The organism is Mesorhizobium sp. M1396, from assembly GCF_040317725.1.
Lineage (GTDB): Bacteria > Pseudomonadota > Alphaproteobacteria > Rhizobiales > Rhizobiaceae > Mesorhizobium.
The window spans coordinates 1-13,930 of the sequence record NZ_JAMYLA010000089.1 but is presented as its reverse complement, the minus strand read 5'-3'; the positions used below and the strand labels follow the sequence as shown (position 1 = coordinate 13,930).

12 protein-coding genes and 3 pseudogenes are annotated in these 13,930 nt (G+C 57.7%); 14 read left to right on the top strand and 1 reads right to left on the bottom strand.

The window, feature by feature from the left end:
* A pseudogene (locus tag NKH02_RS32615) lies at nt 1-75 on the bottom strand (DNA-binding response regulator); the annotation flags it as partial.
* 1,291 nt (nt 76-1,366) lie between these two features.
* Between NKH02_RS32615 and NKH02_RS32610 the strand changes: the two are divergent.
* From NKH02_RS32610 to NKH02_RS32545, 14 genes and pseudogenes are all read left to right on the top strand, one after another.
* The gene (locus NKH02_RS32610; RefSeq protein WP_023766572.1) at nt 1,367-2,152 is read left to right on the top strand and encodes a type IV secretion system lytic transglycosylase VirB1; all 786 of its coding nucleotides are present in this window, start codon (nt 1,367-1,369) and stop codon (nt 2,150-2,152) included.
* Nucleotides 2,153-2,166: 14 nt separating this feature from the next.
* A complete protein-coding gene (gene virB2 / locus NKH02_RS32605) occupies nt 2,167-2,532 on the top strand; it encodes a pilin major subunit VirB2 (protein WP_031257862.1) in 366 nt (121 codons plus the stop codon).
* On the top strand, nt 2,532-2,858 hold the full coding sequence (locus NKH02_RS32600) for a type IV secretion system protein VirB3 (protein ID WP_023679584.1): 327 nt from the start codon (nt 2,532-2,534) through the stop codon (nt 2,856-2,858). Before virB2 ends, NKH02_RS32600 begins: the two co-directional genes overlap by 1 nt.
* Complete coding sequence (gene virB4 / locus NKH02_RS32595) at nt 2,858-5,227, top strand: type IV secretion/conjugal transfer ATPase VirB4 (protein WP_023737137.1); 2,370 nt, start codon at nt 2,858-2,860, stop codon at nt 5,225-5,227. The genes NKH02_RS32600 and virB4 overlap by 1 nt, the downstream gene beginning before the upstream one ends.
* Before the next feature lie 13 nt (nt 5,228-5,240).
* Nucleotides 5,241-5,924 (top strand): TrbJ/VirB5 family protein, encoded by a 684-nt coding sequence (locus NKH02_RS32590; RefSeq protein ID WP_023766574.1) that lies wholly within the window; start codon nt 5,241-5,243, stop codon nt 5,922-5,924.
* A gap of 55 nt (nt 5,925-5,979) precedes the next feature.
* Nucleotides 5,980-6,867 carry a type IV secretion system protein gene (locus tag NKH02_RS32585; RefSeq protein WP_023766575.1) on the top strand — a complete coding sequence of 296 codons (888 nt, stop codon included), beginning with the start codon at nt 5,980-5,982 and terminating at the stop codon, nt 6,865-6,867.
* 27 nt (nt 6,868-6,894) lie between these two features.
* Nucleotides 6,895-7,053, top strand: a complete 159-nt coding sequence (locus tag NKH02_RS32580; RefSeq protein WP_081731114.1) for a type IV secretion system lipoprotein VirB7 — start codon at nt 6,895-6,897, stop codon at nt 7,051-7,053.
* Complete coding sequence (locus NKH02_RS32575; RefSeq protein ID WP_031214019.1) at nt 7,050-7,763, top strand: type IV secretion system protein VirB8; 714 nt, start codon at nt 7,050-7,052, stop codon at nt 7,761-7,763. The genes NKH02_RS32580 and NKH02_RS32575 overlap by 4 nt, the downstream gene beginning before the upstream one ends.
* Nucleotides 7,760-8,644, top strand: coding sequence for a TrbG/VirB9 family P-type conjugative transfer protein (locus NKH02_RS32570; RefSeq protein ID WP_352632542.1), 885 nt, complete (start codon nt 7,760-7,762; stop codon nt 8,642-8,644). Before NKH02_RS32575 ends, NKH02_RS32570 begins: the two co-directional genes overlap by 4 nt.
* Nucleotides 8,637-9,773 carry a type IV secretion system protein VirB10 gene (virB10, locus tag NKH02_RS32565; RefSeq protein WP_031249470.1) on the top strand — a complete coding sequence of 379 codons (1,137 nt, stop codon included), beginning with the start codon at nt 8,637-8,639 and terminating at the stop codon, nt 9,771-9,773. The genes NKH02_RS32570 and virB10 overlap by 8 nt, the downstream gene beginning before the upstream one ends.
* Nucleotides 9,757-10,797, top strand: a complete 1,041-nt coding sequence (gene virB11 / locus NKH02_RS32560) for a P-type DNA transfer ATPase VirB11 (protein ID WP_023814397.1) — start codon at nt 9,757-9,759, stop codon at nt 10,795-10,797. The genes virB10 and virB11 overlap by 17 nt, the downstream gene beginning before the upstream one ends.
* Nucleotides 10,798-11,517: 720 nt before the next feature.
* A complete protein-coding gene (locus tag NKH02_RS32555) occupies nt 11,518-12,204 on the top strand; it encodes a response regulator (protein ID WP_023814396.1) in 687 nt (228 codons plus the stop codon).
* Nucleotides 12,205-12,230: 26 nt separating this feature from the next.
* Nucleotides 12,231-12,386, top strand: a pseudogene (locus NKH02_RS32550) (IS6 family transposase); the annotation flags it as partial.
* A 172-nt stretch (nt 12,387-12,558) separates the two neighbouring features.
* Nucleotides 12,559-12,717 (top strand): annotated as a pseudogene (locus tag NKH02_RS32545) (ATP-binding protein); the annotation flags it as partial.
* Nucleotides 12,718-13,930 lie beyond the last annotated feature (1,213 nt).

Below are 13,930 nucleotides of genomic sequence, written 5' to 3'. Positions count from 1 at the left end.
GGCATGCATCGTGAGATACTCGGCGATGAGGCGCCGCATTGCGGCATCATCGTCAATGACAAGAACATGTTTCAACGGCACACCTTCAATCTTGAATCCCCTTGTCTAAACCTGTTGCCGAGCAACCCTGGGGCACCGACCCAGAACAGCTGCTCCTTGATACCACTCGCCGTTGCGTGCGGCCAATGTGAGGCCGTGCTCGTCCTGTTCTTTTCATCCCCAGCGAATTGACCGCACCAAGGCAGCCCGTGGCCACCAGACAGGTCCAAGCGCCGACATGACCCTGCCGTGTGGTCCTTCGCTTTTTCGCTTCGAGCTCCCCCGTTGGTGCAGGCCTGCCAATATCACTCAAGTTCGACCTCATGGATGCCAAGTTTCCTGCTATGCCCTTGCATCCTGGTCATCCTGGAGTTTGCGGACCTGGATCATCTCGATATCCTCCGGCTCGTGGATCCAGCTCGGACATGGTTGAGCAGCGCGGCGTTTGGCTTGATCGGAGAGGCGGTCGGCGGAAGAAGACCGTGATTCGCTGCAGCGGCCTTGTGCAAAATAGTGTGTCTCCTGCCAAGCCGGCTTCGTCCAAGGTGGCCGGCGGCCTCAAATGCTGTTCGGCGACCGGCAGGTCGCCGGTTGCGGTGAACGTCCGGGCTAACATTTCTCAGTTACTGCAACTCCTCCATCTTGAGCGTGTCACTATGCTTGTCCATTGCGCCGTCGGACTCCGTCAATGACGTGCGGTTATCTGCCGATGGGACTGTGCATGATCCACCCTTTGGCGGCGGCGGCCGAACAGCTGAACGAGGCTCGCACCAGGATGGGCTGCGCCGCCACGTCTTCCCAGTTGACCCTCGCCGCCGCGGATTTGCGCCCTCGAGCCAGCTTCGCGGACGAGCTCGCGTCTCAAGCAATGATCTGAGTGTGCAGGGCCGCGCATGGCTGCTCTTTAACGACCGGCAGCATACCGGCAAAGTTGGGCCGCTTTATCGCCTTAGTCGATTCCCCACGGTGATCCCGAGCCTGAACAAGCCCGCCAAGCTCCCCATTTTGTCCTTGGCTTGGCGCTGACAGAAGTACCATCCATGACGCCAAAGTCGCGGCCCACACTCCAGGAGCAACGGACGGCCGGGACGAGCAATCCTGTACAGGAGTCATTGTACCAAGATGCTCCGGATGTCGCTGGCTGATCGGGCCCGCGCCACTCACGCATGCGCAAGATGCTCACCCACGCTGATACGAACACGGTCTTTGCTTCAATTGAAACCGAAAAGCTGAACTTGAACATCACACAGTAACAAACCTCCCCGATAAGCGCGTGCCGGACAGGGCCAGAACCCGTCCGGCGGCTTGGAAAGGTAGGTGATAGGGAATGTTTATTGCAGCTTGGCCGCTGGCCATCGTCCTGATGACATCCATGTCACTCCCAGCCGAGCCCGCGCCACTTTCTCCGCGTGAGTTCCGCAGCCTGTCGCGCAAATGCGCCCCCTGGGTTGCGCCGTCCACCCTCGCCGCGATTGCCAAGATTGAAAGTGGCTTTGAAACGCTGGTGGCTCATGACAACACCACAGGTGAGCAGCTTCGCTGGATAGACCACCTGGAAGCCACGCGGGGCATCAAGGAACGCCTCGAAGCACAACATTCTGTCGATGTTGGATTGATGCAGATAAACAGCAAGAACTTTGCCGTGCTCAATCTCACGCCGGAAAGGGCTTTCGAGCCCTGCGCCTCGCTTTCGGCTGCCGCCCACCTGCTTGAAAGCCGGTATGCCGGCGGCACCACTGCTGTGGCACAGCAACTGGCGCTTCGCCGTGCCATCTCGGCCTATAACACGGGCGACGTCACGCATGGCTTCGCCAACGGTTATGTACGCAAGGTCGAGTCGGCCGCAAAGGACATCTCAAGTCTCCTTGAGAGAACGCTGGAGCCGACTGCTCGAGATGTGCCGCACCTTGAGGCACCCGGTCGGAAAGCCGTGCCGCCTCTGCTCCAGCAGAGCCAACAGGCCAATAGAAAGAAGCAGCCCAACCAAGATTCTTGGGACATCTGGGGCTCGTATCAGCCAGACCGCTCCGGGGCCGATCCCTCCGATCCGACAGGCAGCCAGGCTGCGAAAGCACGGGAACCCTCGAACCCGAACAAACTCGTATTCGATTGAAACATGGAGATGCAATGATGACGCCACTCAAGATACTTCGTGCGCTTAAAACGCGTGTTCCTTCGCCTTTTTTCATGCTGCGCATGGCGGCTGAATATGTACCGGCCGCTGCTGCAGGCGCGGCGTGGACGGTCTTCTACAGCGGGCCAGCCGCGGCTCAGGTGACCGGAGGGACGGATCCTGCCAAGATGGTCCAGAATATCTGCACGTTCATACTTGGGCCCTTTGGACAATCACTGGCCGTGCTCGGGCTCGTAGCCATCGGTATCTCTTGGATGTTCGGTCGTGCTTCACTTGGCCTGGTTGCGGGTGTCGTTGGAGGGATCGTCATCATGTTCGGGGCCAGCTTCCTGGGCAAGGCGCTCATAGGCGGTGGCTGATGAGCGACCGGTTGGAAGTGAGCACCCTCTATGTGGCGGCGACGCGCCCGGCACTGTTTCTGGGGGTGCCGCTGACGCTGGCCGGATTGCTCATGATGTTGGCTGGGCTTGTTATCATTATCCTTCAGAACCCGCTCTACGAAATCGTTCTCGCGCCACTCTGGTTCGGAGCACGGCTGGTTGTTGAGCGTGACTATAACGCGGCAAGCGTCGTGCTGCTCTATTTGCAGACGGCCGGCAGAAGCGTGGACGGGCCGGTCTGGGGAGGCGCAAGCGTCAGCGCCAATCCGATCAGAGTGCCGAAACGCGGAAGAGGAATGGTGTAATGTTCGGCGCCAGCGGCCGGACCGAGAGGTCTGGCGAGATCTACCTTCCGTATGTTGGTCACGTAAGCGATCAGGTTGTCCTTCTGGAAGACGGATCGATCATGGCCATGGCACATGTGAACGGTGTGCCCTTTGATTTGGAAGACGCTGAGATGCGCAACTCGCGCTGCCGCGCGTTCAACACTCTCTTGCGCAACATCGCCGATGACAATGTCTCGATATACGCTCATCTTGTGAGACACAACGATGTGCCGGCGCCGGCGCCGCGCCGGTTTCAAAGTGCATTCGCTGGCAGTCTGAGCGAGGCCTACGAGCGTCGTGTGCTGTCGGGAAAGCTCTTTCGCAACGATCACTTCCTCACTTTGATCGTGTCCCCCCGCACCGCAATCGGCAAGATCGGCTTGCGGATTGCCAAGTCCCGCAGACGGAATGAGCACGATCTAGCCACCCAAATGCGGAGCCTGGAAGACCTCTGGCACATCATTGCTGGCGCACTCGGCGGTTACGGTCTGCGCCGGTTGGGCATTCGTGAGAAAGGCAACGTGCTCTTCACGGAAATCGGCGAGGCGCTTCGGCTCATGATGACTTGCCGGTTTCTTCCGGTTCCGATGGTTACCGGCTCACTTGGCGCCTCGATCTACACTGACCAGGTCATCTGCGGGAAGCGGGCGCTTGAGATTCGAAGGCCCGGGGATAGCTCCGTCGGATCATTGTTTTCGTTCCGTGAATATCCGGCGACGACGCGGCCGGGCATGCTAAATTCCTTGCTGTCCGCCAACTTCCCGCTTGTCCTGAGCCAGAGCTTTTCCTTCCTCACTCGCCCGCAAGCTCATGCCAAACTAAGCCTTAAGTCCAGCCAGATGACGAGTGCCGGCGACAAGGCTCTCACCCAGATCAATGAACTTGCCGAGGCAGAGGACGCACTGGCAAGCAACGAATTCGTGATGGGTTCGCATCATCTGAGCCTGTGCGTCTATGCCGACAGCCTCAATAGCCTTGCAGATCGCGCAGCAAGTGCCCGCGCACGGCTGGCCGACGCGGGCGCCGTTATCGTCCAAGAGGGCATCGGCATGGAGGCCGCATATTGGTCCCAACTTCCGGGGAACAACAGGTGGCGCACGCGCCCGGGGGCGATCACCTCACACAATTTTGCCGGGCTCGTCTCATTTGAGAACTTCCCAAGCGGTTCCAGTTCCGGCCACTGGGGCAATGCTGTTGCGCGCTTTCGCACAAACGGTGGAACTTCTTTCGACTACATCCCCCATGAGAATGACGTCGGCATGACGGCAATATTCGGGCCCGTTGGCAAAGGCAAGACGACGCTGATGACCTTTGTCCTCGCGATGCTTGAGCAAAGCTTGGTCGATCGCAATGGTGCGATCGTCTTCTTCGACAAGGATCGGGGTGGTGAACTGCTGGTGCGAGCCACGGGAGGGACATATCTTGCGTTGCGCAGAGGCGCTCCGAGCGGCTTGGCCCCTCTGCGTGGACTGGACAACACCTCCGCCTCTCGGGACTTTCTGCGCGAGTGGTTGATGGCCCTGATCGAGAGTGACGGCCGTGGTCCGATCTCGCCGGAGGAAAGCCGTCGGCTGGAACGCGGCATTGTTCGTCAGCTTTCGTTCGAACCCCCTATGCGCTCACTTGCGGGCCTGCGCGAGTTCCTATTGCACAGCCCCTCCGAGGGCGCAGGAGCACGGCTGCAGCGGTGGTGTAGAGGGGGGGCGCTTGGATGGGCCTTTGACGGCGACGTGGACGAAGTAAGGCTGGATGCCTCCATTACGGGCTTCGACATGACGCAGCTCCTGGAATATGAGGAGGTCTGTGCACCGGCCGCCGCATACCTTCTGCATCGAGTGGGCGCTATCGTCGATGGTCGTCGGTTCGTGATGAGCTGCGACGAATTTCGATTCTATCTACTCAACCCCCAATTCTCGGCCGTTATCGACAAGTTCTTGCTCACGGTCCGCAAAAACAACGGCATGTTGATACTCGCAACGCAGCAGCCTGAACACGTTCTGGAATCGCCTCTCGGAGCTAGTCTCGTTGCGCAATGTATGACGAAAATTTTCTACCCATCACCGACGGCGGACCGCTCTGCGTATGTCGATGGCTTGAAGTGCACTGCGCAGGAGTTCGAGGCAATCCGCCAGGGAATGGCAATCGGCAGCCGCAAGTTTTTGCTCAAGCGCGATAGCGGGAGTATTGTTTGCGAATTCGATCTTGGGCAGATGCGCGAGTACGTAGCCGTACTCTCGGGGCGGGCCAACACAGTGCGCTTTGCCGACCAGCTTCGCAACCAGCACGGAGACGCCCCAAGTGGGTGGCTCGACAAGTTCATGGCCCGGTACCATGAAGTTCAAGACTGACGGAGGAATATTCATGAAACTTGCCAAACTTGCAGTAACGACCCTTGCTGCTTCCCTTCTGCTTCACGGACAGGCCCGGTCGCAATGGATCGTCACCGACCCTGTAACAGAAACACAATCGACCTTAACAGCGATTTCCAATGCGGCGATCCTTGAGAGGTCAATCGAGACGCTCGCTACGACGATCGAAATGGTGACAATGCTAACCTCGTCATTCGCTGTCACGGGAGTGCTAAGCTCACTGAACCAAGGAAATCATTACCCGTCGAGCAATAAGCTGGAGGAGCAGATGTTTGATGCTCGGGCGCCAGCTTCGATTATCGCCCGTAACATTGCGGAGGACCCAAATCGGATAGTCACGGGCGACGATTCAGAAGCGAAACTGTTAAAGGGACAAATCGCTGGGGCCGCCAATGCCGCAGCTATTGCAGCCGACACTTTGGGCATGATGGACAAGCGCCTTAAGGATAACGCCGGCACGCTTGGTCAGCTTTCCCGCTCGGGAAATATTATGCAGGCCACCGTGACCAACGGTCTGGTCCTCAAGCAGATTCACGATGCGATGATCCAAAATGCCCAGGCCACGAGTCTGCTGACTATGGCCACTGCACAAGGGAGCCTTCACGCCGCTGAGGAGGCCGCCACGCAGCGTCGCGAACATCGGGACACCGCTCGCATTTTTGGCCCCCTCCCGTGAACGCTGAGTTCATCAGGCTCAGCTGCGCTGATCAGGGACACATCAGGCTCACGCCATGAATTTCAAAATTCCCGCGCCATTCACGACTATACACACGATCTTTCATGGGGCCTTCACGTCCGGGCTGCACAAAGTGCTTGAAAACGTCCAAGCGGCGGTCAGTGCGCCTCTGGTTGCGTGTGTCACGCTCTGGATAATAATCCAAGGCTGTCTGGTCATGCGTGGTCAAGTCGATGCGCGCGGGGGTATCTCGCGCGTAATCATGGTGTCGATTGTCGTCGCCCTTATCTTAGGGCAGGCCAACTATCAGCAGTACATTGAAGCGCTTTTCGACGAAACGATTCCGAGGTTGGCTCACGACATCAGTGGCAGCGACTTGCCCTTCATCGGAATCGCCCAGAAGCTCGACATCATGTTTGCTTCAAGCCAGTATGTCTTTCAGCTGATTGCTTCCGAAATTGGGCCTATGAACGGCCAGGACATACTTGCTTTCGAGGGAGCGCAATGGATTTTCTACGGCGCGCTGTGGACAGCGTTCGAGATCTACGATGCCGTTGGAATTCTGACGAAGGTGCTCTTGACGATCGGCCCCCTGGTCCTTGTAGGCTACCTTTTTGATCACACTCGAGACATAGCCACCAGATGGATCGGCCAACTGCTCTCGTACGGGCTGCTGCTTCTCCTCCTCAACATCGTTGCAACGATAGTAATCGCTGCCGAAGCAGTCTCGCTGGCAGCCATGCTTTTGATGATCAAATTCTCGGGCACGACAGCAGCCAAGATCATCGGGCTTTACGAGCTCGACATGCTTTTCCTAGCTGGTGACGCTCTGATCGTCGCGCTTCCGACGATCGCCAGCAGCATCGCCGGCGGCTCTTGGGGAGGTGCGAACCGACCTCTTAACAGCCTCAATCGCCACTTTGCCAAAACGGCGGGTGGTTAATCAATCGACAAGTTCGGTGCCAAAAACATGAAATATTGCCTACTTCTGTCAATCCTCGCTTTGGCCGCCTGCAAGACGAGCCATGGGCTTGCGACGTGCGCGGGTGCCCCATTCCAACTGAACGTGGGACAATGGGAAACCACCCCTGAGGATCTTCAGGTCGAATGCGCGGAAGAGCCAAAGTGAAATTTCCTGAACATGCCCTTCTGGTGGAGAGAGAAACGCTAGCCGCCCACTATAAGAAGGTGGAAGCGTTTCAAACGTCACGAGCGAAGTCTGCGCGGCGCCTGTCAAAGGCCCTGATCGCCTTTGCCGCAGCGGCGGTCCTAGGAAATGTTGCCCAGGCATTTACCATCGCTGCCATGGTCCCGTTGGCCAAGCTCGTACCTGTGTTCCTCTGGGTCCGGCCGGATGGGACCGTCGACAGCGAAGTGTCAGTGTCTCGACTGCCGGCAACCCAAGACCGAGCCGTCATAAATGCTTCGCTGTGGGAATATGTACGCCTGCGCGAGGGGTACACAGCAGATACGGCCCAATACGCCTATGACCTCGTATCCAGTTTCAGCGCGCCGGCTGTGCGACAGCAATATCAAGATTTCTTCAACTATCCGAATCCCACCTCGCCGCAAGTCACGGTCGGCAAGCGCGGCAAGCTCGAGGTCGGGCATATTTCTTCAAACGACATCAGTCCGGACGTTCAACAGATCCGTTACAAACGTACGCTTGTTGTCGATGGGCAGATGCCGATAGTGACCACCTGGACAGCTACCATCCGCTACGAGCGCTTGACGGGTCTGCCTGGGCAATCGAGGCTCACCAATCCGGGAGGTCTACTCATCACTTCCTATCAAAGCTCGGAAGATAGCGTATCGAACCTGGGCTATGTGCAGCCATGACAAAAAGAGCGTTTCTCGCGCTGGTCTGTTCACTCTTCTTAACGATGGAAGCGTCCGCGGAAGACACACCACTTGCCGGCAAGCATGATGCGCGCATGCGCTACCTGGCTTACCGTCCTGACGAAGTGGTGCGCCTGTCTACCGCAGTGGGGGCAACGCTGGTTGTCACATTCGCGGCCAACGAGACAGTCGCAGCCGTGGCCGTTTCCAATAGCAAAGACCTGGCTGCGCTCCCGCGCGCCAACTATCTCTTTTTTAAGGCTAGCCGGATGCTCCCGCCGCAGCCGGTCATCGTGCTGGCCGAGAGTGAGTCCGGTACACGGAGATACGTCTTCAGTATTTCAACGAGAGCGATGCCAAAACTCGATGAGCAGCAACCTGACCTATACTACAGTGTGCAGTTCACCTATCCTGCTGATGAGGCTGCTGCTCGGAGAAAGGACGCAGAAAGGCGCTCGATTCTTGGTCAGGCCCGGGCGAAAGTGCTGCGCGACGAGAGAGTTCAGGATTTGTTGAATCGGCCCGCCGCAACTACCAGTCCGGACGAAAGCAATTTTCACTACGTCGCAAAGGGTGATCGATCGCTGTCGCCGCTGCAAGTTTTCGATAATGGCTTTACCACCGTATTTGGCTTCGCAAGCAATTCCCGCATACCCTCCCTCTACATTATCAATCCCGACGGCAAGGAAGCCGCTGCCAATTACACGGTCAAAGGGGACTATGTTGAAGTATCCGCAGTCGCCCGGGAATGGCGTCTGAGAGATGGCAATACGGTCTTGTCCATTTTCAACAGGGCTTATGACCCTGTGGGACGAGCGCCAGGGACCGGTACAGTGACACCCGACGTGTGGCGCGTTTTGAAAGGCTCGGCCGATGAATGAAACCGGCCCACAGTCGGGACATGATGTCCATGCCTCCGGATCGATGGTCTCGGAGCCGGCCCGCCGGCATGTTTCGGGATTGCAGAAGTTGGCCGTCGCTGCTCTTGTTCTCATCTCATCTCTATCACTCATCTGGCTCGGAGGTCGTACCAGCACACAAGACGAACCAACTCAGCCAAAACCTCCAATTGTCGCCGACGCCGAACCATTCCGCCCCGTGCCGATTGAGATTGCTCCCGAAGTTCCAGCAGCCGTACAGGCGGCGCAGGCAGGAGATCCTGCGCCATCCACGCCGACTTCAGCTGATCCGCCGCCGGAGGAAACACCAATTTTCGCCTACAGTGGCAGCAGTAAAATGCCCAACGACGGTCAGCGGAGCGAAGACAACCATAGGGATGCTCCCGTGACCTCGGATGAGATTTCAGACGCTGGCGATCTGTCGGCGCGATTGAAGCCAGATATACAGGAGCCAAGCCGGGCCACACTTTTGCCGCACCCTGATCTCGTGATTACTCAAGGAACGATCATCCCCTGCATTTTGCAAACGGCAGTCGACACAAATTTACCGGGTTATGTGAAGTGCGTCTTACCTAAAGACGTCCGCGGCGCCACCAACAACGTGGTGCTTTTGGATCGCGGGACGACCGTGATTGGCGAGATCCAGCGTGGTCTCCAACAGGGGGATGCGCGTGTCTTCGTGCTGTGGACGCGCATCGAAACGCCTGACCATGCCCTCGTTTCGCTAGCATCGCCGGGCGCTGACGAGCTCGGCCGCTCCGGAATGCCTGGCACGGTGGATAATCACTTCTGGCAGCGCTTTGGCGGAGCAATGCTCATGAGCGTCATTCAAGGCGCGTTTCAGGCCGCCGGTCAATACGCTGGCAGCTCAGGTGGAGGAAGCGGTATCAACAGCTTCCAGAGCAACGCCGGACAAGCCGTTGAGACGACCCTTAGAGCAACGATCAACGTTCCGCCAACTCTGAAGAAAAACCAGGGAGATGCTGTATCCATCTTTGTGGCTCGGGACCTCGATTTCTCAGATGTATACGATCTTAGAGCGACCGCCGTGGCGCCAGCCCCCCCCCAACATCGCCAACGCCGGAGAGACAACAATGCGACCGGAGGCTGACCCTCAATTGCGTTTGCTTCTCAACCCTGTTCTGAAATGGCTTGAGGAGCCAAGGACCGAAGAGGTCGCTATCAACCGGCCTGGGGAAGCCTTTGTCCGACAGGCCGGCGTATTCACGAAACATCCGCTACCGCTATCTTATGACGATCTGGAGGACATCGCGATCCTCGCTGGAGCGCTGCGCAAGCAAGATGTCGGACCGCAAAGCCCCCTCTGTGCGACTGAGCTGCCGAACGGAGAGCGGCTGCAGATCTGTTTGCCGCCCGCTGTTCCCTCAGGAACAATAAGCCTGACGATACGGCGTCCCTCAAGTCGTGTGACCGAACTCAAGGAAGTTTCTTCTCGCTACGAATACTCGCGTTGGAATCAATGGCGGTCACGAAAGGAGCGCCAAGAGCGGCAGGACGAAACGATTCTTCAGCACTACGACCATGGTGACTTGGAGCAATTTTTGCGAGCGTGCGTTTGCGGGCGGCTTACGATGCTGCTTTGCGGACCTACTGGTAGCGGCAAAACGACAATGAGCAAGACTTTGATCAACGCTATACCCCCGCAAGAGAGGCTGATAAGTATCGAGGACACGCTCGAACTTGCAATCCCGCACGAGAATCATGTCCGGTTACTCTATCCGAAGGACCGAGCAGGCGTAGGTGCGGTGACAGCCGAGCAACTGTTGCAAGCCAGCTTGCGCATGCGCCCTGATCGAATATTGCTTGGCGAGATGCGCGATGATGCTGCTTGGGCCTACCTTAGCGAAGTCGTCTCCGGCCATGCGGGATCAATATCGACGATTCATGGGGCGGATCCGGTCCAAGGCTTTAAAAAGCTCTTTTCACTCGTCAAGAGCAGCCCGCAAGGAGCTGCTGTGGAAGACCACACGCTTCTTGACCTGCTGTCGGCTGCCGTTGACGTCATTGTGCCGTTTCGTACCCACGGCGACGTGTATGAGGTGGGGGAGGTGTGGCTCGCCGCCGATGCCCGGCGACGCGGAGAGACAGTAGCCGATCTTCTTAATAAGCACTAAGGCTAGAGCACGTCGGGGATCGGTAAGTCGTTTGTGATATGATGGCGCAACTTGTTCAGATTCAACGTCACTTTGATTTGACCGAGGTTGATAATGGGAGGACGACTGGGCGTAGCCCTTCGGTCACAAGCCTGAACTCTTCGGCCGCCCTGTCGGCGCGGCAAGCTGCGGCACGATTCGACTGGGTGTATCGAGCGCGTCCGCTGAATTGCGCGGGCGACGCTCAGCGAGCTGGTGCCGATGCCTGCTTCAAAAGCGGCATCGATACCCGGCAGGTCGTACCCTTGATTTACCTAGCCGCGCTCAATGAGCGTCTTCAAAGCCGCCGAACGTGGTTCGGAATGACCGGTTGGTAAATCGGGAAGTGCTATACAGGGAATCCTCCCGGTATTGCCTCTAGGGGGTCCTCTCAATGAACAAAGCCGCAACCTGCCCTTGCGACCTCAGCTGGAGTTTGCGACGCAACCCATATAGGAGGATCGATGCGCAGAGAAATCGCAGGCAGAGTCGGTGGCATTGTGGGCTGGCCGACCGACGGTTTCAGCCCGTCAACAGGTCTTCACGTGTTCCATCCCCGACTATTGCAGGCGTGCGGCTTGCATTCTCCCGCGATCACCCATCGGAAAGAGCGTTACGAACACTACGAAGAGTTGCGCGACTTCTGCTGTCGCCCCGGTCTTACAGCGGACGGTGACCTGTCCTACCTTGATAGGACGTGAAATGCGAACGCTGCTCATTGATCATCACGTGGATCTTACGCGCGCCGTGCGAGCTGCGCTCGGGGATAGCGGTTTTGCCGTTGATGTAGTTGGCAACCTGGAACAGGCGTCGAGGGCATTCTGTTGCGCAACCTATGAAATTCTCCTGCTGGAGTTGGCTCTGCCAGATGGCGATGGCTTGGGCTGGCTGAGACAGCTAAGGAGCGACGGGCATTCAGTTCCAACCCTCATTATGAGTAGCATCAACGATCTCGAGAAGCGAATTGCAATTTTCAACGGTGGCGCGGACGATTTTCTGCTCAAGCCCGTCTCTTTCGATGAGCTCATCGCCAGAATGAGAGCCATTCTGCGCCGGTCGACACAGGTGACCGACCCCATCGTTGTATTTGGCAATCTCAATTTCGATCCGATCGGCCGACAGGTTTCCGTCTCGGGTCATCCTCTGAAGATCGCACGCCGCGAACTATGTATTTTAGAGCATCTGCTTATCCGTGCAGGCCGCATCGTGCCTCGTGCGCAGTTGGAAGATCACCTCTATTCGTTCAACGACGAGGTATCTGCCAACGCGCTTGAAGTCGGAATCTATCGCTTACGTGGACACCTGAGTAGGTCAGGTGCAACGCCACGGATCACGACCGTGCGCGGCATTGGTTACCTTCTTGAATTGACTGAGGCGGCATCCGCATAGTTGGTCTAAATTGAAAGAACAGACTGCGTATCAAGCGCCGCATTCGATCCATCGGCTTCAAGTCGCAGGCGAGCGCCGTGGTTATCCTCTCCGGCATCGAGATGATCCACATGATTGGCAAGCGACAGGCGAGGTATGACTACAAGTCTGTCGATCGCTGTTTCGATATCCTCGCTGCCTGACGGACAGGCCGAAATGGCCGTTCACACCCCCATTTCCAGGTTTGCGACAGAGCCTTTTGTCGGCGTTGCCGGCTTCGAAGGGCCGGTGCGCGCCGAGCGCATCAAGATCACCCCCGGCCACCTTGCTGCGGCCACTCGCCGAGTACGAAGCGGTGGTCGGAGGGAGCTGGTGATGACGACGCTAGATCATGACCTGCTGATCGCAATGCTGGATCGGCTGAAGTTGACGGCCATCCGCGACCAGCTCGACACGCTCATGTCGAGCAAGATCGCGCAGTTCCCGTTTGTCCGCGAACTCGACGGCTTCGGCTTCGACGCGCAGCCATCGGTCTGCTTCAGCCAAACGTATTCATAGGTATGGGACAGGCCTTGCTATGTCCGAACGTCACTGCGCGGCAAAAACGTTGGATTTCTCAAGAAATAAAGTATTGGACAGTGCCCAATTTACCGTTGGAAAAGCTGGATATGGCGTTTCAGCGTTTCAGCGAAATAACCGAAATCAATCACTCCTAACAGCAAAGGCAACCGGAACTCGATCGCTTCCGTTGCCCGCGACTTAGCGAAACGCTTGTTCGCGATTTACTAAAACGGCTGTCCCAATTTAGTGAAATCCGCAGACAAGTCGCTGGAGGTTGGCCAAAGGCCACCCACGCCTGCTCCGAGGCCCTCCAGGGCAATGGTCTGAGACCTGGGCTCAAGCAGGATGAGACGCCGCTGGAGCTCAGGTGCAAGCGCTGCCACGCCCGCTCCGAGGCCCCACAAGGCCGAAGCGCAGTCGTCGGCGTCACGAGGCCTCTCGGCCACGACGACGAGCCTGAACCTGGATCCGCCTTTCTTGAGGCGTTGCGACTATCATCGCGGCGACACGCAGCTCTTGATTTGTGTGCGACACCTCAGCAGATCCATCGGGCTGAGCCGCTCAGCAATATCAACGAGAATGTCCAGCGGCAGATCAAGGATACTCAGAGGAGGAAACGCTTGATCTTGAGGCTCAGAGCGCGTCTGCTCCACTATAGAACAGGATGATTCACCGGGTCCTTCAACGCCAGCCGCCGGTCCGATGAGAGAATTGTCTCGGGTATCACGCTCGATGGGGTTAAATGCCGAGATGGGCGCCTTGCCACGCTCCTCAATGCCCCTCATGATTCACCGCCTATAGCTACCAACTGAATGAATCATCGTGATTGTCGCGCAGCGGAATCCTCAAGGATCGGGCAGTTCGTAGGGGGCGCCGGTTTGACCAGGTTGAGCCCGCGAATTGCTCGATCGGACAAGATCCTAATTCTGACGAGATCCTCGGGACGCACTCCAAGTTGTCGATCATGTTCGGCACACAAGGAAAGGGCGGCATTGCTGCCGCCCTTTCCGCTGTAGGTTGATAGGGGCTGGATTAGAAATCCATGCCGCCCATGCCGCCCATGCCGCCCATACCGCCGCCGCCCATGCCGCCAGGCATGCCGCCGCCGCCAGCCGACTCCTTCTTCGGAGCCTCCGCGATCATGGCTTCGGTGGTGACCAGCAGGCCGGCGACCGAGGCCGCGTCC

Bases quoted from the DNA above. Each gene is read 5' to 3' on its own strand.
- NKH02_RS32610 (WP_023766572.1), top strand. From the start codon at position 1,367: ATGTTTATTGCAGCTTGGCCGCTGGCCATCGTCCTGATGACATCCATG.
- NKH02_RS32600 (WP_023679584.1), top strand. From the start codon at position 2,532: ATGAGCGACCGGTTGGAAGTGAGCACCCTCTATGTGGCGGCGACGCGC.
- NKH02_RS32555 (WP_023814396.1), top strand. From the start codon at position 11,518: ATGCGAACGCTGCTCATTGATCATCACGTGGATCTTACGCGCGCCGTG.
- NKH02_RS32585 (WP_023766575.1), top strand. From the start codon at position 5,980: ATGAATTTCAAAATTCCCGCGCCATTCACGACTATACACACGATCTTT.
- NKH02_RS32570 (WP_352632542.1), top strand. From the start codon at position 7,760: ATGACAAAAAGAGCGTTTCTCGCGCTGGTCTGTTCACTCTTCTTAACG.
- virB2 (WP_031257862.1), top strand. From the start codon at position 2,167: ATGATGACGCCACTCAAGATACTTCGTGCGCTTAAAACGCGTGTTCCT.
- virB11 (WP_023814397.1), top strand. From the start codon at position 9,757: ATGCGACCGGAGGCTGACCCTCAATTGCGTTTGCTTCTCAACCCTGTT.
- virB4 (WP_023737137.1), top strand. From the start codon at position 2,858: ATGTTCGGCGCCAGCGGCCGGACCGAGAGGTCTGGCGAGATCTACCTT.
- virB10 (WP_031249470.1), top strand. From the start codon at position 8,637: ATGAATGAAACCGGCCCACAGTCGGGACATGATGTCCATGCCTCCGGA.
- NKH02_RS32590 (WP_023766574.1), top strand. From the start codon at position 5,241: ATGAAACTTGCCAAACTTGCAGTAACGACCCTTGCTGCTTCCCTTCTG.
- NKH02_RS32580 (WP_081731114.1), top strand. From the start codon at position 6,895: ATGAAATATTGCCTACTTCTGTCAATCCTCGCTTTGGCCGCCTGCAAG.